The sequence below is a fragment of the Pseudomonas sp. D8002 genome (genome assembly GCF_013385695.1).
GTDB lineage: Bacteria > Pseudomonadota > Gammaproteobacteria > Pseudomonadales > Pseudomonadaceae > Aquipseudomonas.
This window is the reverse complement of the sequence record NZ_JACAPM010000013.1, coordinates 164,250-183,275: the sequence shown is the minus strand read 5'-3', so window position 1 is coordinate 183,275 and position 19,026 is coordinate 164,250. Positions and strand designations below refer to the sequence as shown.

At 61.9% G+C, this 19,026-nt stretch carries 23 protein-coding genes; 11 read left to right on the top strand and 12 right to left on the bottom strand.

The genetic code is table 11. The annotated features are described in order from the left end of the window. The first annotated feature begins 54 nt into the window (after positions 1-54). Positions 55-579, top strand: coding sequence for a DUF924 family protein (locus HX807_RS08125; protein ID WP_008435398.1), 525 nt, complete (start codon positions 55-57; stop codon positions 577-579). Here HX807_RS08125 and HX807_RS08120 read toward each other — a convergent pair. After that, the gene (locus HX807_RS08120; protein WP_177049705.1) at positions 576-2,006 is read right to left on the bottom strand and encodes a hypothetical protein; all 1,431 of its coding nucleotides are present in this window, start codon (positions 2,004-2,006) and stop codon (positions 576-578) included. The two genes, HX807_RS08125 and HX807_RS08120, sit on opposite strands and share 4 nt — an antisense overlap. Before the next feature lie 171 nt (positions 2,007-2,177). Between HX807_RS08120 and yfcF the strand changes: the two genes are divergently transcribed. Both yfcF and HX807_RS08110 read left to right on the top strand, forming a co-directional pair. Next, positions 2,178-2,810, top strand: coding sequence for a glutathione transferase (gene yfcF, locus HX807_RS08115; RefSeq protein WP_102605989.1), 633 nt, complete (start codon positions 2,178-2,180; stop codon positions 2,808-2,810). Between the two features lie 33 nt (positions 2,811-2,843). After that, positions 2,844-3,575, top strand: coding sequence for a GntR family transcriptional regulator (locus tag HX807_RS08110; protein WP_003210205.1), 732 nt, complete (start codon positions 2,844-2,846; stop codon positions 3,573-3,575). Between the two features lie 15 nt (positions 3,576-3,590). Here the strand turns inward: HX807_RS08110 and HX807_RS08105 are convergent, their stop codons facing one another. Further along, complete coding sequence (locus HX807_RS08105) at positions 3,591-3,854, bottom strand: hypothetical protein (RefSeq protein WP_177049703.1); 264 nt, start codon at positions 3,852-3,854, stop codon at positions 3,591-3,593. Positions 3,855-3,997: 143 nt separating this feature from the next. Between HX807_RS08105 and HX807_RS08100 the strand changes: the two genes are divergently transcribed. After that, positions 3,998-4,636, top strand: a complete 639-nt coding sequence (locus tag HX807_RS08100) for an ATPase (RefSeq protein ID WP_087692442.1) — start codon at positions 3,998-4,000, stop codon at positions 4,634-4,636. A 29-nt stretch (positions 4,637-4,665) separates the two neighbouring features. After that, positions 4,666-5,007, top strand: a complete 342-nt coding sequence (locus HX807_RS08095; protein ID WP_003210199.1) for a hypothetical protein — start codon at positions 4,666-4,668, stop codon at positions 5,005-5,007. 155 nt (positions 5,008-5,162) lie between these two features. On the opposite strand, the gene HX807_RS08090 is transcribed toward HX807_RS08095, so the two are convergent. Both HX807_RS08090 and HX807_RS08085 read right to left on the bottom strand, forming a co-directional pair. Continuing rightward, positions 5,163-5,912, bottom strand: a complete 750-nt coding sequence (locus HX807_RS08090) for a creatininase family protein (RefSeq protein WP_102368837.1) — start codon at positions 5,910-5,912, stop codon at positions 5,163-5,165. Positions 5,913-5,998: 86 nt separating this feature from the next. Continuing rightward, on the bottom strand, positions 5,999-6,712 hold the full coding sequence (locus HX807_RS08085; protein WP_023658766.1) for a murein L,D-transpeptidase catalytic domain family protein: 714 nt from the start codon (positions 6,710-6,712) through the stop codon (positions 5,999-6,001). 37 nt (positions 6,713-6,749) lie between these two features. Here HX807_RS08085 and HX807_RS08080 point away from each other — a divergent pair, with 37 nt between their 5' ends. Continuing rightward, a complete protein-coding gene (locus HX807_RS08080; protein ID WP_177049701.1) occupies positions 6,750-8,312 on the top strand; it encodes a murein L,D-transpeptidase in 1,563 nt (520 codons plus the stop codon). On the opposite strand, the gene HX807_RS08075 is transcribed toward HX807_RS08080, so the two are convergent. After that, entirely contained in the window at positions 8,309-8,809 is a 501-nt protein-coding gene (locus HX807_RS08075) for an AAA family ATPase (protein WP_177049700.1), read from the bottom strand. The genes HX807_RS08080 and HX807_RS08075 overlap by 4 nt on opposite strands. A 44-nt stretch (positions 8,810-8,853) precedes the next feature. Further along, complete coding sequence (locus tag HX807_RS08070) at positions 8,854-9,912, bottom strand: alginate lyase family protein (RefSeq protein ID WP_177049699.1); 1,059 nt, start codon at positions 9,910-9,912, stop codon at positions 8,854-8,856. A gap of 130 nt (positions 9,913-10,042) precedes the next feature. Here HX807_RS08070 and dapF point away from each other — a divergent pair, with 130 nt between their 5' ends. After that, positions 10,043-10,876 (top strand): diaminopimelate epimerase, encoded by an 834-nt coding sequence (gene dapF, locus HX807_RS08065; protein WP_177008608.1) that lies wholly within the window; start codon positions 10,043-10,045, stop codon positions 10,874-10,876. On the opposite strand, the gene HX807_RS08060 is transcribed toward dapF, so the two are convergent. Together HX807_RS08060 and HX807_RS08055 are read right to left on the bottom strand one after the other, a co-directional pair. Beyond that, entirely contained in the window at positions 10,845-12,020 is a 1,176-nt protein-coding gene (locus HX807_RS08060; protein WP_177049698.1) for a PAS domain-containing sensor histidine kinase, read from the bottom strand. The two genes, dapF and HX807_RS08060, sit on opposite strands and share 32 nt — an antisense overlap. Next, positions 12,007-12,825 carry an alpha/beta fold hydrolase gene (locus HX807_RS08055; protein ID WP_134326375.1) on the bottom strand — a complete coding sequence of 273 codons (819 nt, stop codon included), beginning with the start codon at positions 12,823-12,825 and terminating at the stop codon, positions 12,007-12,009. The genes HX807_RS08060 and HX807_RS08055 overlap by 14 nt, the downstream gene beginning before the upstream one ends. Positions 12,826-12,952: 127 nt before the next feature. Here HX807_RS08055 and HX807_RS08050 point away from each other — a divergent pair, with 127 nt between their 5' ends. Continuing rightward, positions 12,953-14,158, top strand: coding sequence for a YgcG family protein (locus tag HX807_RS08050; RefSeq protein ID WP_177049697.1), 1,206 nt, complete (start codon positions 12,953-12,955; stop codon positions 14,156-14,158). Positions 14,159-14,172: 14 nt separating this feature from the next. Here HX807_RS08050 and HX807_RS08045 read toward each other — a convergent pair whose 3' ends face one another. Continuing rightward, a complete protein-coding gene (locus HX807_RS08045) occupies positions 14,173-14,853 on the bottom strand; it encodes a class I SAM-dependent methyltransferase (protein WP_177049696.1) in 681 nt (226 codons plus the stop codon). 132 nt (positions 14,854-14,985) lie between these two features. Between HX807_RS08045 and HX807_RS08040 the strand changes: the two genes are divergently transcribed. From HX807_RS08040 to HX807_RS08030, 3 genes are all read left to right on the top strand, one after another. Next, a complete protein-coding gene (locus HX807_RS08040; RefSeq protein ID WP_256349385.1) occupies positions 14,986-15,501 on the top strand; it encodes a GNAT family N-acetyltransferase in 516 nt (171 codons plus the stop codon). A gap of 75 nt (positions 15,502-15,576) precedes the next feature. Then, entirely contained in the window at positions 15,577-16,122 is a 546-nt protein-coding gene (locus HX807_RS08035; RefSeq protein WP_017475120.1) for a hypothetical protein, read from the top strand. Further along, the gene (locus tag HX807_RS08030) at positions 16,115-16,327 is read left to right on the top strand and encodes a hypothetical protein (RefSeq protein ID WP_087692434.1); all 213 of its coding nucleotides are present in this window, start codon (positions 16,115-16,117) and stop codon (positions 16,325-16,327) included. Before HX807_RS08035 ends, HX807_RS08030 begins: the two co-directional genes overlap by 8 nt. Before the next feature lie 10 nt (positions 16,328-16,337). Here HX807_RS08030 and HX807_RS08025 read toward each other — a convergent pair whose 3' ends face one another. From HX807_RS08025 to HX807_RS08015, 3 genes are all read right to left on the bottom strand, one after another. Further along, on the bottom strand, positions 16,338-16,763 hold the full coding sequence (locus tag HX807_RS08025) for an N-acetyltransferase (protein WP_087692433.1): 426 nt from the start codon (positions 16,761-16,763) through the stop codon (positions 16,338-16,340). Beyond that, on the bottom strand, positions 16,760-17,251 hold the full coding sequence (locus tag HX807_RS08020) for a GNAT family N-acetyltransferase (protein WP_134326378.1): 492 nt from the start codon (positions 17,249-17,251) through the stop codon (positions 16,760-16,762). The genes HX807_RS08025 and HX807_RS08020 overlap by 4 nt, the downstream gene beginning before the upstream one ends. A 221-nt stretch (positions 17,252-17,472) precedes the next feature. Beyond that, complete coding sequence (locus tag HX807_RS08015; RefSeq protein WP_003210161.1) at positions 17,473-18,888, bottom strand: cytosine permease; 1,416 nt, start codon at positions 18,886-18,888, stop codon at positions 17,473-17,475. Between the last annotated feature and the right edge of the window lie 138 nt (positions 18,889-19,026).

Below are 19,026 nucleotides of genomic sequence, written 5' to 3'. Positions count from 1 at the left end.
GAAATTTGTGGAGTGAGTGAGGAGAGGATTGTGACGACGATCGAAAATGCAGCAATGGCGGTTATTGAGTTCTGGAAACAGGCGGGGCCCAAGCTCTGGTTTGCCAAGGATGAAGGGTTTGACCGGCGTTTTCGCGAGGCTTTCTACACCACGCATTTGCAGGCGGCCCGGCGCGAACTGGAGAGCTGGATGCAAACGCCGGAAGGCGCGCTGGCGTTGCTGTTGCTGCTGGACCAGTTCCCGCGCAATACCTTCCGTGGCACGGCGCATATGTTCGCCACCGACCCGCTTGCGCGTTTGTACGCGCGGCAGATGGTCGAGGCGGGGATGGACAAGTCGATCGAAACCCCGTTGCGGGCGTTTTGTTATTTGCCCTTCGAGCATTCTGAAGATCCCGGGGATCAACAGCTGTCGGTGGCCCTGAACAAGGACCTTGATGCCAATACCTACCGCTGGGCCAAGGAGCACGCCCGCATCATCGAGCGGTTCGGACGCTTTCCTCATCGTAATGAGGTGTTGGCCAGGGTCACGACAGAGGAGGAGCGGGCGTTCCTGGAGGACGGTGGCTTTTCGGGCTAGGCCTCGGGTTCAGCCACTAAGTCTCTGACGCCCGCCTGGCGAAAACGCCGCACCCCCTTGAGATCAATCGCCCAGCGCAACGCTTCAGTCGCCGACGGACGTTCGCCTTGGGTAATCGCCGCGTCATCGGTGGTCAGTTTATTCAGGTAGCCCTTGGCGCCGCCGCGTTCGCTCCAGTAATGGGTGTGGCTGAGCCAGGACCTGGCGAGCCAGCCTTTCCATTTGCCCACGCTGACCGGCAGGTCCAGTACGCCGGGGCCCATCACCGGGCTGACCGGGCCGCCGACGATGTCGCCAAACAGGCCCAGGGGCGCGGGGAAGTAGAGGTTGGTCCAACGGGTCACGGCGAAGGCCGCAGCATGGTGCAAGTACAGGGGGGAAAATGGGCGACCGCCGACGGTGACGGGCAGCCGGCCGCTGTAGCCGTAGCCCTTATCGTCGAGCGTCGGCGGGCAGGCGGGGGCTTCGCGGCGTTCGATGCGGCGCTTGAAGTCGCTCACGCTGCGGCCCAACAACAGGCTGGCGTGGGCCATCGGGCTGCCGAGGGTGACGAGGTCGGTGATGCGCCACGGGTTGCCGAGGTTGCGTTGCTCGATAAAGGCTTCGGCTTGCTGTTCGCGGAACCTGAGGAGGCTTTGCAGGCGGCCGTCGAGGGCGTTTCCAGCCTTTGGCAGGGTGTCCTGGACCACCGGTTGCAGTCGCTCGTGGTTGGCGTAGCGGGCGGCGAGTTCCGGGCCGCCGGGGCGTAACTGATCGTGATGCTCGTGCCACAGGTAGCCGACGATGTCGTAGGCAATCACGCTGCCCAAACTGTGGCCGACGACGATGATGCGGTCGTAATCACCCTTGTCATGCAGGGCGCGCAGCAGGTCGACGCCATCGGCGCGGATCTGTTCGCGCACCACCACGTTCTGCGGGTTGGGGCTCAGGTAGCGGGCGGCATCGCCAAGGTATGACAGTGCCGAGTACTTCAGGGCCAGGCCGATCACCGCCAGCAGCACCGGGATCAGGGCGAAGGGGTTGTCGCTGTGGGGGAATCGGCCATACAGCGTCGCCAGGGTACCGCTGACCAGCAACACGAGCAGGGCCAGCAAGGCCCAGCGCGTGGCGCGCCAGATCGGCACGATGGCCGTCGGGATATCCCGGCGCGGGCGCTTGAAAATGTCCCATAGCCAACTGAGCAGGTGCCCGACCTTGGTGCCCTGCATCTTGTGGGCCCAGTAGTACTCGTAGAAATCGGTGGTGTTGCGACCCGCCGACTTCAACACGCGCAAATCGAAGTTGCGCGAAAACCGGTCGGGTTTGCTCCAGTAGAAAGGCGTCGCCTCGGGGGTGTCCGCCGGGATCGCCGCTTCGACGAAGCCACGCAGGGTATCCATCGGGCGCTGCTCGCCGATTCCGTGGATGACGACAACCGCTTGTTTCATCTAGTGATCGTTCCTTGATCCGCTTTTCGGGGCGTTACGGGTGGGGTTCAAGGGGCCATAGTATTGCCATTATCGATGGTATTCCAGCCAGGAATGCCCCCATAAAAACCGCGCATTTCATTTGCGCGGCGTGATCTCGTAGTGTGGTGCTCCCACCAAGGAGATGTCGCCGTGAACCATCGCCCGCTGAGCCTGTACGTTGACGCCCATTTCACCAGTCCCTACGCGATGTCGGCGTTTGTGACCCTGCGGGAAAAGGGCCTTGAATTTGAACTGCTCACGTTGAACCTCGACACGGCCGAGAACCAGACTGACGCGTACACGCACTTGTCGCTGACGGGGCGCGTACCGACCCTGGTGCAGGGTGAGTTTGCGCTGTCCGAGTCATCGGCGATTACCGAGTACCTGGAGGATGTGTTCCCGCAGGTGCCGGTGTACCCGGCCGAACCCCGCCAGCGGGCGAGGGCGCGGCAGGTGCAGGCGTGGTTGCGCAGTGACTTGATGCCGATTCGGCAGGAACGCTCGACCCTGGTGGTGTTTTACGGGCTCAAGGGCGAACCGCTGTCGCCGGTTGCTGAAGCAGCGGCCCACACGCTGATCAACGCGGCGCAGGCGCTGTTGGCCGACGGTCGCGACTACCTGTTCGGCGCGTGGTCGATTGCCGACGTGGACCTGGCCGTGATGCTCAACCGGCTGATCCTCAACGGTGACAGCGTGCCCGCCAACCTGGTGGCGTATGCCCAGCACCAATGGCAACGGCCTTCGGTCCAGGAATGGGTCAAGCAGGCACGACCGTCGCTGTAGTCACCTCCTTAATTACTAAGTGAATCCTGATCCATGAATATACTGTCGAGTGACTCCCGCCTGCCGTTGTACCAGCGTTTTCGGGATCATCTGATTGAGCAGATTGCCAATAATCACTGGCGTGCCGGTGCGGCTATTCCCCCTGAAGCGGTGTTGTCCACCCAGTACCAGCTGTCTACCGGCACCGTGCGTAAAGCGATCGAGGCATTGGTGGGCGAGGGCATTCTGGAGCGCCAGCAGGGCCGTGGTACGTTTGTGCGCCGCCCGAAGTTTCAGTCGTCGTTGTTCCGGTGTTTCCGCTTCCAGGGCCCGGGCGGTGAATGCCAACTGCCGCAGAGCCGGATCCTGTCGGTCAAGCCGGTGAAGGCGCCGTTGTCGGTGAGCGAGGTGCTGGGGCTGGCAGCGGATGCGCCGGTAATCTGCATCGTGCGGGTACACGTGCTGGACACCGGGCCAGTGCTGGCCGAGGAAATCTGGCTGCCGCGCGAGCGGTTCCAGGCGCTGCTGGACGTGGATCTGACCCGGCAGGGATTGCTGTTGTACCCCACTTACGAAGAAGTCTGCGGGCAAGTAGTCGCTTCTGCCGAGGAAGCCCTCACCGCCGAGTCCATCGATGACGTGTGGGCCCGCTGGTTGCAGGTGCCGGTGGGCAGCCCGGTGATGGTGATCGAGCGGCTGGCCCGGGATTACGCCGGCCAACCCCTGGAGTTGCGACGCGGCCGTGGCCACGCCGAACATTTCCGTTATCGCGTGGATATACGCTGAGCTTGAGGCGCGGTGCTATTCGGCTTTGAGCAGCACCAGCCAGGTTTGCACCACCCGGCGGTCAAGGTCTTCCCAGTCGGCCATGCCCAGTACCCGGGTGGTGTTCAAGCCGCGCAAGTAGCCACGCAGTTGCTGGGCAATCGCGTAGACCACTTCCGGTTCGGCGGCGTTGTCCAGCAGCACTTCCTCATAGTCGACCAGGTAATCGGCAACCCGCTCGCGAAACTCCGGAAGCACAGCTTCACGGATGCGATCGAAGGTTTTCTGGTGGGGCTTCATAGGCGTTCCTTATCATTTTGTGTGAGGCGGCCTGCACGACACTATTGCTCTAGATAATAGTCACCATCAAGTATTGCGAGTTCTGTTTTTCTGAAAAAGGAGGACAATTGCCATCATTGAACATGATGTGCAAGGACCCTGCGATGAGGACTTTTACCGGTTTGGCCCTGGTGGCGCTGCTGATGAGCACAATGGTTGGCTCTGCGTCGGCCGGGGGGCTTCAAGCCAGCCACCTGGCGCCAATCGTCGCCAGCCCGGTCGGGTTGCAGCATTCGCAATCGGTCGGCGTGCTCTACAGCGACAACACCCTCGACAACCTTGAGTACCTGGCGCGCTACCACGCCATGGCGGTCAATGGTGCCAAGGGCCAGCTGGACGAGCAGATTCGCCAGGCTTTCGTCGACAGTTCCGACCCGGACCTGGCGATTGACTGGCTGATGGCTTCGTTGCGGCACACCTTTGCCTCGGTCACCCGTTACGACAACCTTGATGCGCTGTTGCAGGCGCACCCGGATGTGGTGGTGATGCTCGATACCTACAACCAATTGCTGACCCAGCGTAACGACCTGGTGGAAGCGCGGTTTGTTGCCAAGTTCTATGACCTTGACCTGCAATACATCGCCAAAGCCGAGGGTTCGATGCAAATGCACTTGCCTAATGTGTGGGTACATGACAAAACGGCGCCCCAGATCGCTGCACAGATTGGGCAGCAGCGCGACGTTCAGTTGAACGCATTAAAGCAGTTCGATGCCTCGCTCAAGGCGTTGGTCGCTGCCGGTTAGCCCACTTCGTTTATTTTTCAGGAATTTTTATGCGCGTGTTGTTAGTGCCAGCGATGGCTTCTGCTTCTTTATTGATGACGGGCTGTGCATCCGCCCCCAATGCCCCAACCCTCACCCTGCAAACCGCCAAGGACCCTGAAGCCTACGTGCAGTGCGTGGTGCCCAAGTTCGAGAAAAACGGCATGACCTCCACGGTCACGCAGAATTCGCGGCATGCCCGGATCGTGGTGAGCAGCAAGATCGCCGCGGACAACATCCTCGAAGTCTACAAGTCCCAGGACGGCGGCAAGGTGTTCCTGTACGAGCGCAAGCCGTTGGCATCGACGTTCAAGCCGTCGCGGTTCGAGCATGCGGCGCAGGATTGCCTGTAATCGACGAGCGAGGATCTGATGTGGGAGCTGTCGAGCTTTAGCGAGGCTGCGATGGCATCGCTGCGGTATGACAGTGACACCGAGGTGATCCCATCGCAGCCTCGCTTAAGCTCGACAGCTCCCACAGTTGATCTTCATTGTCTTGAGCGAATGATTCAGCTCGGCTTTGGCTCGCTGCTGAACGTATCGACCGCTTTCACCAACCCCTTGGCCGCCAACGCCACCAACTCACCGCCTTTTTGCGGGGTGGCCAGCGCCGGGTCTGAACCCATGCGCCCATCCGGGAAACGCGCGCGGAAGTCGCGGGCTTCGCGGATCGGGCCGGTGTTGGCGATTTGCGGCGAGTAGTCAGCCGACTTGATCGCGTCCGGGTAGGCCCATTGGGTCACGGCAATCTCCGACGGCGTGGCATGGCTGCCATGGCCCACCGGGAACTGCTGGTGCGCCAGTTCGTTCACGCCTTCCAGGTCCCACCAGTTGCACAGTTTCAGCGCATAACCCGACGGGCGCCCGCTGAAGCTGGCTTCGGCATACAGCTCGGAGAACGCCGCTTCGATCGAGGCAATATTGCCGCCGTGGCCATTGAGAAACAGGATCTTCTCGAAACCATGGCCTGCCAACGAACGTACCCAATCGCCAATCGCCGCGATAAAGGTCGAAGGGCGCAGGGAAATGGTGCCCGGGAAGCCCAGGTGATGCTGGGCCATGCCGATATTGAAGGTCGGGCCGATCAGGATGTCGGCGTTCTTCTGCGCTTCATGGGCAATGATTTCCGGGCACATCCAGTCGGTGCCCAACAGGCCGGTGGGGCCGTGTTGTTCGTTGGAGCCGATGGGAATCACGATGCTGCGGCTGCGTTCCAGAAACTGGCCAATCTCGATCCAGGTGGATTGATGTAAAAGCATCTCAGGTTCTCTCTCTCATCAAGCCCAGGAACACGGTGGAGTTCCTGGTGGCGTGAGCCGCATGGTGCACGGCAACAGCGAGAGCATCAACCGCCTTTGACAGTACCGGCACTCGCCATCTGGCGCGGCTTGCAGTTGAGGTAAGCCGAGGACTTCAGCCAGCGCTGGTCGGGGTACCAGGAAAACATGAACTGGCCGTCCTTGAGTTTGTCCACCACCTGGCGCGCTACCTGCGGGCGTACGGCGGGGCAACCCTGGCTGCGGCCGATACGGCCTTCGCGCTTGCTCCACAACGGGCTTACATAGTCGGCGGCATGGATCACGATGGCGCGGTCCCGCGCACGGTCATTGAAACCCGGCTCCAGGCCGTCCATGCGCAGCGAGTAGCCGTGGGCGCCTTCGTAGCTCTCCTGGGTGCGGAACAAGCCAATGCTGGACTGGTAACTGCCTTCACGGTTGGAGAACTGGGTGGCGAAGTTTTCCCCGGATTTTTGTCCGTGGGCCACCAAATCCCGCAGCACTAATGTCTTCTTGCGCAGGTCGAAGATCCATAGGCGACGAGCGGTCGAAGGTTGGGAATAGTCGATCACCGCCAGCCGGTCGGACTGTTCGATGCCATTGCCCACCGCGCATTGCATGGCGCTCAAGGCTCTTTTCAGTACATCGGGGTTGAGTTCTGGAGCGGCGTGGGCGAGGCTGCTATACAGAGTAAGAGGTTTACCCGTGTCTGCGAGCGCAACGGTGCTCAGCGAGGCAAAGGTCGAGATGATCAGGCCGAGTCGGCAGCAAAAGGTCAGCATGTATAAAGCATCTCCGCCGTGGATGGGAGCTAAGCGATTGTTCAAAAAACACGCATGTTACTTGAGCATTTGCCTGCTCGTTGCACCGCTGGTCGCGACAGGCGAAGACCTGTTGGTGGTGTCGCCGGCCCCGGTGCAATTGGCGCTCTCGCAATTGTCGACCGTTTGCCCAGGCCCGGACGGGCAGGTCGATGCGCCTTCCCTGGCGCGTTTGCAGGCGTTTTATCAGCAGCAGGGCGACGTAGTGCTGTGGTCCGAGGGGGATCGCCGCGCCGCATTGCAAGCCCAGCTGCAGTTGCTGGCCGACGATGGCCTGGACCCGACTCACTATAGACTGCCCCCGGCGGATGCCACGGGGAACGTGCTGTGCATCGATATCGGTACCAGCCAGCAGTACCTGCAAGCCCTGCAGGACCTGCATTTCGGCCGCTTGCAGCAGTCGCGCTTCGAGCCCGTCTGGCATTCGCAACCGGCCCCGGACCCCGACACCCAATTGCTGGCCATGGCCGAGGCCGGCATGCAGAACGTCGCCCAAGCCTTCGACCAGGCCCGCCCGAGCGCGCCGCTATACCTTGGCCTGCGCAGTGCCTACGCCGCCTTGCGCCAGCAACCGTTGCAGCATTGGGAAGCCGTGGCCAGCGGCCCGTTGCTGCGCCCGGGCATGGACGATTCGCGGGTGCCGCAACTGGCGCGGCGAATGGTCAATGGCGGCTACCTGAGCGCCACCTCCGCGGGGACGCAATACCGTGGCGAGTTGGTCAACGCGGTCAAGACCTTCCAGCAGAGCCATTCCCTGCAAGCCGACGGCGTGATCGGCCCCGGCACGGTCACCGAGCTGAACATCAGCCCGGCGATTCGCCGCGAACAATTGCGCATCAACCTTGAACGGTTTCGCTGGCTGTCCCGGGACCTGGAACCCGAGGGCGTGCTGGTGAACGTGGCAGCGGCGCAACTGAGCTTCTACCAGGATGGCGTGCCCGTGTGGCAAACCCGCCTGCAAGTCGGCCGCGCCGACCGCCAGACGCCGCTGCTGAAGTCGCGCATCACCCGGCTGACCCTGAACCCCACCTGGACCATCCCGCCCACCATCATGCGCGAGGACAAGCTGCCGGCGATCCGGCTGAACCCCGAATACCTGCGCCAGCAGAACCTGCAAGTGCTCGACAGCCAGGGCAACCCGCTGGCACCGGAACAGGTCGACTGGTCGCACCCCGGCAACATCCTGCTGCGCCAGGGCGCCGGCCCGCGCAACCCGCTGGGCCGGATCGTGCTGCGCTTTCCCAACCCGTATTCGGTGTACCTGCACGACACGCCGAGCCAGCCGCTGTTCTCCAAGGGCCCGCGGGCCTTCAGTTCGGGATGTGTGAGGGTTGAGCAGCCGCTGCTGTTGCGGGACTTGCTGGTGAGCCCGGCGGAGAAGATCCGCACCGAAGAATTGCTGGCGACGGAAACCACCCACGAGTTCCGGCTCGCGACGCCGGTACCGGTGCTGCTGGGGTATTGGACGGTGCAGGTCGATGGCAAGGGCGCGTTGCTCTACGCGCCGGACATTTACGGGCGCGACCCGGTGTTGATGAAAGCGATGGAGAGTGCGCTCTAGGCGCTTAGCTGAGCGTTGATCATCGTCAGCGCCTCATGGGGAGACAAGCGCGCCGTATCGACGGTCAATGGCGACTCGACCCATGGCTCATATTCATGGGCCAGGACGGACTGCCAGGTGGGCGGCGTGAGCCCCGGAATATCGCTGGTGCGTGATTCCACGCGACGTTGGTGTTCGTGTGGGTCGGAGCACACCACCTGGATATTCACCAGCGGCTTACCGGCGCTTAGCGCAGTGTCGCTCCACGCCTGACGACTTTCAGCCACCGGGTTAACGCAATCGACGACAACCGTGTGGCCCAGCAACAGGTTGCTCAACGCCAGCGCATTGGCCACCTGGTAACCGCTGCTGCCCACGCCTTGCTCCAGTACCCCGGCATCCCGGATGGCCTGCTCGATGGTATCGATGCGCAGGTAAACGGCACCGGTCTGGGCAGCAAGGGCCTTGGCAATCGTGGTCTTCCCGGTGCCGGGCAGGCCGCTGAACACAATAAGCATCGTCGATCCTTCGAATGAGTGGGCAGGCCAGTCTAACGGGTGACTCACTTCAAATAACAGGCGCTGATCCAGTCCGAAGGCTTGGGCGAGAGCTGTTCGGCCACCGGCAAATACCGCGCGTCCAACTGCGCGGCCAGCCAGTACAGGGTATTGCTGCTCTTGGGGTTCCACTCGCCGCTGTAGCCCGGTTCGCCGATGCGGGCGCGGTCCCGGTCGAACTGCACGTGGGTATGCACGAACTCTTCGTGGCTGCGCTGGCCTTTGGCATACGGCGCCAGCCAGTCCAGTGCTTCGCTCAGCGAGCCACCGTGGGGCGCGGTGACGTCCAGCCAGTTGCCGCCAATGCCGTAGGGCTTGGCCGCCAGCGCGGCCTGCACCAGCGGCTCCAGGTCGTAGACCACATAGTGCAGGGCGTCACGGTCCTGGAAGTCGCTCACCGAGCCGTCGGGCAGTACGTTGTCGTTGATCTGTTGCCGGAACAGCTGGAAGGCCTGTTCGAGCATCTCGCGGTCGCCCAGTGCGGCGGCGGCCACCGTGACCAGTTTTACGCGGTGGCTCTGCCAGTTATTGGTGTTGGTGGCTTTCTTTTCGCCGTGGAACTGCTTGATGCGCTCGATATAGCCATTGCCCAGGTTGGTCAGCAGCGCGCGGGTGGCGTCGCGGGTCTGGGGGCGAAGGTCGCTGGCGGTGAGGGCGTAGGCGCTGATCAGCATGTCGAGGTTGGTTTCGTCGATCGGGTTGAAGTCCGGCTGGTAGGTGCTGGCCCACGCGCTCAGGTAGTCATCCACTTGCTTGAGGTAGCGCGTGTCGCGGCTCAGGCGCCAGGCCAGGGCCGCCTGGCGCATGACTGGCCAATCCTTCTCGGCGGCGATACTTTGCTCGCGGATGCCGTGGTTCGGCAGGGTACCTTCGGTGTGCAGATGGGGCAGGGCGTCGGGCTGGTCGCCGAGGTGGCGCTGGGCGGCAGCCAGCAGCGATTTGGAGGTCGGATTCGAGGTGGCGGGCTGGCAGGCACTCAGGACCTGGGGCGCGGCAAAGGCGGCGTTGGCGAACGCGGCGAGCAGCGCGGCGAGGGCCACGGTGTGCAGAGGGCGTTGGAGCATGCTGTTCCTCAGGGATGGATTGACCCGATCGGGGCGCAGCCACGCTACCATGCCCGTGATGGGAATTTGATGAAATACCCGCCAGCCCTCTATCCTTGCAGGCCTTGCCCGGTCGAGAACAGGACGCCCCATGACTTTGCAGTTCGTGAAGATGCACGCCCACGGTGATGATTTCATCGTGATCGACCGGCGTGGCCAGGATGACCCGATCACCGCTGAAATCGCCCGCCGCCTGGGTGACCGTCATCGCGGCATCGGCTTCAATCAATTGGCCGTGGTGCTCGATTGCGCTGACGCCGCGGCCCGCATCACATTCTGGAACCCCAACGGCACCCCGCTCGACACCTGCGGCAGCGCCACCCGTGGAGTGGCGGACATGCTGATGCGCGAAGCCGGCACCGCCACCATCGTGCTGCGAACCAACCGGGGGCTGCTGACCTGCGTGCGCGAATCGGCGCAGCGGGTGTCGGTGGACATGGGGCCGCCGTCATTGGGCTGGGAAGCTATTCCGCTGGCGCAAGCGATGGACACCGAACGCTTGCCGCTGGAGGGTGACCCGGCGGCGTGCAGCATGGGCAACCCGCATTGCACCTTCTTTGTCGATGATCTGGCGACGGTCGATATTGCGGCGGTTGGCCCGTCACTGGAAACCCACCCGTTGTTCCCCAACAAGACCAATGTGCATTTCGTGCAGGTACTCGACCGGGGTCATATCCGCCTGCGCATCTGGGAACGGGGCGGCGGTGTCCCGCAAGGCTCGGGTTCGTGCTGTTGTGGCGCGGTGGTCAACGGGATTCGTCGTGGGCTGCTGGATGACACCGTCGACGTGCAATGCGATGGCGGTACCGTGACGGTGCATTGGGATGGGCGCGGCGGCGTGGTGTTGACGGGGGCTGTCCAAACCGTTGTTCACGGCACGGTGGCGGCCGCGCTCATGGGTGGCGCAATGGAAAGTGCACACTGAAGGTGGTGCCCCGGTCCGGGCTTGAGCTCACCGAAACACCTCCATCATGGGCCTTGGCAATTTCCCGCACGATAAACAGCCCCAGGCCAACGCTACGCACCTCACTGTCCTGCTCCGTGCCTCGGGTCATGGGCTCAAACAAGCCAGCCATCAACGCTTCGGGAATCGCCGGCCCCTGGTTATGCACCGAGAGCCGGCTCTCTTGTGCGTCCTGGTGCGAGGTGACGGTAATCGGCTGTTGCAGGTCGCCGTACGCCACGCTGTTGGCCACCAGGTTGCCGATGATTTGTTGTATGCGGTCGGCATCCAGGAACGTGCGGGCGCTGCCCGTGGCGTGATGTTCGAGGGTCGCCGTGGGGAACGCCACTTGCAACTCGTCGAGACTGTCACGGGTGACGGCGTGCAGGTCGAGTGCTACGGGATTGATGCTGATGCCCTGGCCGACTCTGGCCTGGGTGAAGTCCAGCAAGTCGGCGATCATCCGCTGCGCCCGTTCGGTGGACAGGCCGATATGCCCCAGGAGTTGGCGCTCCTTGGGGCTGCGCTCGCCACGGGCGAGGAACTCCGAGGCCATCTTGATTGCGGTAAGCGGGTTCTTCAGGTCATGGCTGACAATCGCGACCATCTGCTCGGCAAACAGCGCCCGGCGCTGGGCGATTTCATAGGCGCTGCTCAGTTCGGCCTGGGCCTGATGCAGCGCGACTTCAGCGGCGGTCTTTTCCTGCAGCAAGGCTTCAGCCAGTTTGCGGGCGTTGAGCAGTTCGCGCTCGTACTTGTCGCGGTCGGTGGTGCCGAAAAGGGCCAGTTCGTTGTAGGCAATGCCGGCATGTTCGTACCTGACGCCGTTGAGCAATACCGTGACGGTGCGTCGGTCACGGTGCAGCAGGTCGAGTTTTACTTCAGCGATGGAGCCCTGCATTTTCATCAGCGGCGCCAGGTGCGTCTGATGGAAGATCCGCCCGCCCATCGTCAGCAGGTCCTGAAACCGTCGTTCCTTCAACTCCTCGACGCTGAAGCCGGTCCAGTCGCTGAAGCACTGGTTGGCCTGCACGATGGTGCCGTCTTCCCGGGTGACTACCAAGGCGCAGGGCGCACCGTCGAACAAACGTTGAGAGTCCGGCAACGACAGGTTATCGACTGGCATCGGCACCTACCCATGGCAACAGGAAACTGTCCATGGCCGCTGAACAGGCTCCGGGTGCGCTCATGTGCGGGCAATGCCCCACGTTATCGACCAGGCAGTACGTGCTGGCGGGCAACGCGGCATGCAGGTACTCACCGACGCACACCGGTGCGATCAAGTCGTCGGTGGATTGCAGAATCAGGGTGGGGGTCATCAGGCCCGCGATGTCCTGGCGGTTGTCCGACAGGAAGGTTACCCGTGCGAAGCGCTTGGCGATGTCCGGCTCGGTGCGGCAGAAACTGTTGGTCAGTTCTTCGCCGAGGGCAGGTTGCCCGGGTGCGCCCATGATTACCGGGGCCATGGTGCTGGACCAGCCGAGGTAATTGCTGTCGAGGGTATCGAGCAACGAATGGATATCGTCGAGGGTGAACCCGCCCGTGTAGTCACCGGAATCGATATAGCAGGGCGAAGGACCGATCATCACATGGGCGGCGATTGTTCCGGGCGCCTGGCGATCGGCCAGGGCGCCGATCATCGCGCTGACGGAGTGCCCCACCAGCACCACCGGGCCCACGGCGTATTCATCAACAATCTCGCCCAAGTCATGGGCGTAGCCGGCGAGTGAGCTGTATTTTTCGCTGTCGTACGCGCCCAGGTCGGACTGGCCAGCCCCCACCAGGTCATACAGCACCACACGGAAACGCCCGGTGAAGTGAGGAAACAGATAATTCCACATGGTCTGATCACACCCGAAGCCATGGGAGAAAACCAGGGTCGTGGGACCGCTGCCATACACCCTGACGTTGTTGCGCTGCTGAAGGTCCATGGCGTTCTCGTGTAGGGCGTGTGTGGGGGTGGCGTAAGTCTAGATAGTCGGTGGCGTCGGGTCACCTGTTTATAGCGTCGATAGGGTAAAGTCGGCCGATTCAGGATGAAACTTCAGGTAACAAAACATGATGGTGTTCCTACGGCAATGTGTCTTGGGCTTGCTACTGATCGTTTCCGGCTCGCAGGTGTGGGCCGATACCGTTCCCCCGGCGCCGGTCACGGTTGCGCTGGACCAGCGCGTGATCGACCTGACCCACACCCTCGACGCCGCCACTCAATTGCGTATGACCACGCAACTCGCCGGTCTCGAACAACGCAAGGGCGCACAGGTGGCGGTGATGCTGCTGCCGAGCACCCAGGGCGTTGGCATTGAGGACTTCGCCAACCAGCTGTTCCGTGCCTGGAAACTGGGGCGCAAGGACGTCAACGACGGCATCCTGCTGCTGGTGGCGAAGGACGATCGCAAGGTTAGGATCGAAGTCGGTTACGGCCTGGAAGGCGTGGTCACCGACCTGCTGGCCCACCGCATCATCGAAGAACACATCACCCCGGCTTTTCGCCAGGGCGATTACGCCGGCGGCGTGCAGCAGGCGGTGGACGACCTGACGCTATTGGTGGACGGCGGCAACTTGCCCGAGGTGGCCAAGGCCGGGGTTGCGCCTGAAGCGTATGCGGTGCTCCTGGCGTTCATGTTTGGCGGGGTGGTCGGGGTATTGATGGGAGCCGAAAAACTCCCTTGGCGCCGGGCCCTGATGGCGGTGGTCGGTGTCACCGTGGTGCTGGTCGCGGTGGCGGGCGGCAAGGACTGGCCGGTCTATTTGCTGTTGCTGCCCCTGTGCATGCTGATCGGTGGCGCTACTTTCGGCGCGTTGTGGCAGGCGAGGGCGGCGTTTTATACCGTGCTGGTGCTGTTGGGCTACATCGCCGGCGTGCTGCTGACCGATAACTTCGTACGCGAGATATCCTTGATCCACTGGCTGGCTTATCCATTCGCAGGGTTGCTGGTCCTGGGCCTGTATCTGGGCCTGTTCTTGGTGATGAAGAGCATGTGGAAAGAGAGCCAGGGTGGCTTTATCGCGCGGCTGGTGGCGGTGCTGGTGGTGTACGGGATCGTGGGGGCATTGATTGACAAGGGCGCCACGGGATGGCTGCTGGCGTTTCCCTTCGCTTCGTTCGCGGCGCTGTTCATCTTTGCCCACGGTATCAGCGGCGGGTCGGGGTCGGGGTCTGGTGGGGGCTCCAGCTCCTCCGGTTCGAGTTCCAGTTCCAGCAGCAGCTCATCGGGTGGTGGTGGTTCCAGTGGTGGGGGTGGGGCGTCGGGGAGTTGGTAAGACTCCCCCGGAAGCTAGGCGGGCTTGTAGGCAATCCAGCCCTTGAAACTGAAGCTCGCGTAGAACAGTTCCACACCTTCAAAGCCTGCCTCCCGTAGCAGTGCTTCATCGTCCCCGGGTGACAGCACCGGCAAGTGGCTGCTGATGGCGGCAATCGCCCGCTGCGCATCTTCAGGCGGCACGCCGGACTCCACCGCATAGGCGGCATAACGCTTCAGCCAGCGTGTTTTTTCCTCTGGCGAGGATTGGGGGAAGCTGTGATGCGCCGCAATCAAAGGCGCGCCCGGCGACAAGCGCCGCCACAGCTCTTTCAGGGTTTGCAGACGCTCTTCGGCCGGGATGAAATGCAAGGTCAGCAAGGACGTGGCGGCATCGAACGGCCCCTCGGGCGCGGTATCGATATAGCCTTCATGCAACTGCACCCGGGCCATCAGCGGACCCAAGGTGGCCTCGGCCAGCTTCAGCATCTCGGCAGACGGGTCCACCCCCACAAACTGCCACTCGGGCTGGCTGTCGGCAAACTTCTTCAACTCCAGGCCGCCGCCTGCACCGAGTACCAATACCTTGCCGGTGGCTGGGACGCTTTCGCGCAGCAACAGGGTGGTCATGCGCTGCAGGGACTCGAAACCCGGTACCAGCCTCACCGGGCCTTCGGCGTAGCGGGCAACAGCGTCGGGGTCTGAAAACCAGGTCATTGCTGGCTCCTGTTGGCGGGGGAAGCGACAACCCTACTGGGGCAAATTCAGGCTGGCAATTGCAGAGATGTGCAGTTGTGTTAAAACGTTGCCTTTGCTGATTTTGAGAGTACCCCTCGAATGCTTCCCGACATGCTTATCCGCGATGCACGGCCTGAAGACGCGTTATGCGTTGGTGTGCTGGGCATGCAGGTTTTTCTCGATACTTACGCCACCGAAGGCATTCGCGACTCAATCGCCGCCGAGGCGCTGCAAGCGTTTTCGCCCCAGACGATTTCCGCGCTGATCGCCCAGCCGGGCACGGCCATCATCGTCGCTGAATCCAACGGGCATCTGGTGGGGTTTGCCCAGGTGGCGATGGACACCGGCCATGCGCTGATCTCAACCCCGAAAGCGGCGGAGTTGCAGCGGCTCTACATCCAGGAACGGTTTACCGGCCTGGGCCTGGGCTACCGTTTGCTGCAAGCGGCTGAACAGCACGCAGGGCAGGGTGGCGCTTCTTTGTTGTGGGCGACGGTGTGGGTCGGCAACGAGCGGGCGCTGGGTTTTTATCCGCGTCGTGGTTATGAGTTGCTGGGAGCGCCGACCTACACGTTTCAGAATGAGAGCCATGAAAATCGGCTGTTTGGTAAAAGACTTCAGTCTTAACGCGTGAGCAATTGCACTTAAGAAAATCGAAATAATGTCGATATGATGTCATCGCTCACAAGGACCGTTTATCCGATGAAAGTGTTAAAGCTCGCCGTTGCCTGTGTATTCCCGCTGCTCGGCGCCTGTTCCGACTACCACTACAAGAACTACCAAGGCGATTGGGCCCCGGAAAAAATGCAACCGGTCGACCTCTCCGACAACCACCCGAATGCAGCGCTGGTGTACTTCGAAACGTTCCGGGTACGTGAACTGGGCGTGCCGTTTCACCGCTTGGTGTTGGCCACGGAAGTAGACGGCGTTGCGCTCCCGGGCGCCGGTCGACGTTCAATCCTTGATGTGTCCGGTGAACAGGCGCTCAAGTTGGCTCCGGGCAAGCATTCATTGCGCTGGTGCAACGTGTCGATGAACGCCTTGGGCACCGGCGGCGCCTTCTGCAACAAAGGCGCCGATGATGTGGTGTTTGCCGGGGGCCAGCGGTATGTCGTGACCTTCCGCATGACCGCCAGCACCAAGGGCTACCCGGGTGCCTACAGCGTGGAGTACCGCACGTACTCGACGATCAAGAACCTGGATACTCAGGAAGTCATTTTTCCGTTGGAAGGACAGGGTGATGGCTGAGCGCCTCGCACTGGAGAAGTTGGCTTATCTGGAGTTCCTGCGCCTTCTTGAGGCGAGTCATTTTGAATCGCAGCGCACCGGCCAAGCGTTCTACAACCACTTCGACTTGCACCGGCTTTCGGATCAACAAGCGCTAGCTGGGTTGTATGCGGCGGATGGGCGTCAGGCGATAAAGCTGATTGAGCGTATGTTCGACATCGAGTGAAGTAAGTTCCTCAGAGCATTTTGCTCAGGAACACCCGGCTGCTGCCTTCCGGGTCGCACGGGATTTCACCAAACCGCACCCAGCCATTCTTCTCGTAAAACTCCGGGGCCTGGAAACTGAGGGTGTACAGCATCGCCGAGCGGCAGCCACGATGACGGGCTTCGTCTTCGAATGCTTTCAGCAGCGTTGTGCCCAGGCCTGAGCCACGCAGGGCCTCGGGCAGATAAAACAGGTCGAGAAAGGCCATGCCGAGGCTGGTTTTTCCGGTGATGCCGCCGAGGGTTTCACCGGTGTCGGGATCCTTGATCAGCACCGTCAACGGACGTCGGTCATTGGACCCGGTGACGTGCTCGTTGAAGGCGGCGAGGCCGCTGCCCAGGAGCTGCTCGGCTTTGGCGTCTGGCTGGTCGCCGACCTCAATCAGATGCGGCTTCATAGATCCATCACCATCTCATGCCACGCCATCCCGCCATGGTCCGACGCCGACGGCTGCACATAGCGATAGCCCATGCGCTTATACAGCTCCACATGGCGGTCCTTGCACATCAGGTGAATGGTCTTCTTGCCCATCGCCTGCATGCGCTGCACGAACTCCGTCATCAAGCGCGTGGAGTAGCCCTTGCCTTGCTGGGCGGGATCCACCACCACCGACATGATCACCACATTCGGCGCATCGGCTGAATGCCCGACCAACTCCTTGAAGGCCTCATCCGACATCACCACTTCATCGGCGCAACCGCAGTTGATGAAACCGACCACAACACCATCCGCCTCCAGGATCAGAAAGCCTTGCGGGTACAGCGCAATGCGCGTGGCGATCTTTTCCAGGGTCGCGGCTTCATCGCCTTCGTAGGCCGAGATTTCGATCTCGTAGCAACGGTTGGCGTCTGCGGGGTTGGCGTTACGGAAGGTGAGGGCGTGCATTGGGTTACCAGAGAAATTGAACGACAGCCCCCATGATAAAGAAAGAACACCCCGACAGCACCGCCGAACACAAAACCCACTCACACCACCGACCCCCTATGGGAGCCGTCGAGCTTTAGCGAGGCCGCGATGGCGGCCTTCCTGGCACCATCAATATTCGCCAAGCCGGATAACTGGAAAACCCGCAAATGCGGGTTTTCTCGTAACTGAGCCAGGCTCTATTAAACCCCACCCACCAACTTCCCCCCCTCCAACCGCCGCTTATACGCACTGTCCCGACTCGCCAACCAGAAATACAACGGCGACGTCACCACCAACCCCACCAACCAGGACAAATCCGCCCCGTTGATATGCGCCGAAATCGGCCCGACATACAGCGGCGTATTCATAAACGGAATCTGCACCACAATCCCCACCGCATAGGCCACCAGCGCCTGGGGGTTGTACCGGCCATAAATCCCGCCATCCACGCGAAAGATCGAACCGATGTCGTACTTGCCCTTATGGATCGCGTAGAAGTCGATCAGGTTGATCGCCGTCCACGGCACCAGTACCACCAACAACACCAGCACCATGTCCACGAAGTGCCCGATAAAATCCTTCGACGCAAACACCGCCGCAATCGAGCACGCCGCCAGCACCAGCACCGAGATCACGGCACGCGCCTTGGCGGTCGGGATCCAGCGGTAGGCAAAGGTCTGTACCAGGGTGATCAATGACAGCACGGCGCCGTACAGGTTAAGTGCGTTATGGCTGATCACGCTGAGCAGGAACAGCAACAGCATCAGCGGGCCAATGGAGCCGGTCGCCAGTTTGACTGCGTCCATGGTGTCCATGCCCACCGGCGTAGCCAGTACCGCAACCGCACCAAAGATGAACGACAGGCTGGAACCGAGCACGGTGCCCAGATAGGTGGTCCAGAAGGTCGACGCCACCGGCACATCCGCCGGCAGGTAGCGGGAGTAGTCAGACACATACGGCGCAAACGCGATTTGCCACAGCGCGGCCAGCGACACGGTGGCCAGCCAGCCGGAGATGTTGAAGTTACCGCGCGTCAGGAAGTCGGCCGTCTGCACATGGGTGAAGATGTAGCCAAAACCCAGCACGATGCCCGCGCCCAGCACCCAGGTACCGATGCGGTTGAGGACGTGGATGAAGCGGTAGCCGATGATGCCGATGATCCCCGAGCCGATGGCGCCGATGACGATGCCTACCGGTACCGGGATCGCGTCGACGACGCCGTGCAGGGATTTGCCCGCCAGTACGATGTTGGAGGCGAAGAAGCCGATGTACATCACGCCGGCGATCACCACCACCAGCAGTGCGCCAAGGGAGCCGAACTGGGCGCGGCTCTGGATCATTTGCGGGATGCCCATCTGCGGGCCCTGGGCCGAGTGCAGCGCCATCAGCACGCCGCCGACGAGGTGGCCGACGAGGATGGCGATGATGCCCCACACCAGGTTCAGGCCGAACAGTTGCACGGCCAGCGCGCCGGTGACGATGGGCAACGGCGCAATGTTGCCGCCGAACCACAGGGTGAACAGGTCTCTTACCTTTCCGTGGCGATCTTCCGGGGGCACGTATCCAATCGTGTGTTTTTCGATAAGCGGGGCGGAGGATGTTGCAGTGGTAACCATGACGAGCTCCAAGGCAAGGTGAGTACGTTGACGTACTTCGCTGGGCGGCGCGTGTGCGTCGCTTTTGTTGTTGGAGTGATCATGTGCAATGGTCACAGGGAGGTAAATTAGTAAGTTTGTTGCTATAGACCTTAAAAA

Bases quoted from the DNA above. Each gene is read 5' to 3' on its own strand.
- HX807_RS08125 (WP_008435398.1), top strand. From the start codon at position 55: ATGGCGGTTATTGAGTTCTGGAAACAGGCGGGGCCCAAGCTCTGGTTT.
- HX807_RS08120 (WP_177049705.1), bottom strand. From the start codon at position 2,006: ATGAAACAAGCGGTTGTCGTCATCCACGGAATCGGCGAGCAGCGCCCG.
- HX807_RS08110 (WP_003210205.1), top strand. From the start codon at position 2,844: ATGAATATACTGTCGAGTGACTCCCGCCTGCCGTTGTACCAGCGTTTT.
- HX807_RS08105 (WP_177049703.1), bottom strand. From the start codon at position 3,854: ATGAAGCCCCACCAGAAAACCTTCGATCGCATCCGTGAAGCTGTGCTT.
- HX807_RS08100 (WP_087692442.1), top strand. From the start codon at position 3,998: ATGAGGACTTTTACCGGTTTGGCCCTGGTGGCGCTGCTGATGAGCACA.
- HX807_RS08095 (WP_003210199.1), top strand. From the start codon at position 4,666: ATGCGCGTGTTGTTAGTGCCAGCGATGGCTTCTGCTTCTTTATTGATG.
- HX807_RS08090 (WP_102368837.1), bottom strand. From the start codon at position 5,912: ATGCTTTTACATCAATCCACCTGGATCGAGATTGGCCAGTTTCTGGAA.
- HX807_RS08085 (WP_023658766.1), bottom strand. From the start codon at position 6,712: ATGCTGACCTTTTGCTGCCGACTCGGCCTGATCATCTCGACCTTTGCC.
- HX807_RS08075 (WP_177049700.1), bottom strand. From the start codon at position 8,809: ATGCTTATTGTGTTCAGCGGCCTGCCCGGCACCGGGAAGACCACGATT.
- HX807_RS08070 (WP_177049699.1), bottom strand. From the start codon at position 9,912: ATGCTCCAACGCCCTCTGCACACCGTGGCCCTCGCCGCGCTGCTCGCC.
- dapF (WP_177008608.1), top strand. From the start codon at position 10,043: ATGACTTTGCAGTTCGTGAAGATGCACGCCCACGGTGATGATTTCATC.
- HX807_RS08060 (WP_177049698.1), bottom strand. From the start codon at position 12,020: ATGCCAGTCGATAACCTGTCGTTGCCGGACTCTCAACGTTTGTTCGAC.
- HX807_RS08055 (WP_134326375.1), bottom strand. From the start codon at position 12,825: ATGGACCTTCAGCAGCGCAACAACGTCAGGGTGTATGGCAGCGGTCCC.
- HX807_RS08050 (WP_177049697.1), top strand. From the start codon at position 12,953: ATGATGGTGTTCCTACGGCAATGTGTCTTGGGCTTGCTACTGATCGTT.
- HX807_RS08045 (WP_177049696.1), bottom strand. From the start codon at position 14,853: ATGACCTGGTTTTCAGACCCCGACGCTGTTGCCCGCTACGCCGAAGGC.
- HX807_RS08040 (WP_256349385.1), top strand. From the start codon at position 14,986: ATGCTTATCCGCGATGCACGGCCTGAAGACGCGTTATGCGTTGGTGTG.
- HX807_RS08035 (WP_017475120.1), top strand. From the start codon at position 15,577: ATGAAAGTGTTAAAGCTCGCCGTTGCCTGTGTATTCCCGCTGCTCGGC.
- HX807_RS08030 (WP_087692434.1), top strand. From the start codon at position 16,115: ATGGCTGAGCGCCTCGCACTGGAGAAGTTGGCTTATCTGGAGTTCCTG.
- HX807_RS08025 (WP_087692433.1), bottom strand. From the start codon at position 16,763: ATGAAGCCGCATCTGATTGAGGTCGGCGACCAGCCAGACGCCAAAGCC.
- HX807_RS08020 (WP_134326378.1), bottom strand. From the start codon at position 17,251: ATGCACGCCCTCACCTTCCGTAACGCCAACCCCGCAGACGCCAACCGT.
- HX807_RS08015 (WP_003210161.1), bottom strand. From the start codon at position 18,888: ATGGTTACCACTGCAACATCCTCCGCCCCGCTTATCGAAAAACACACG.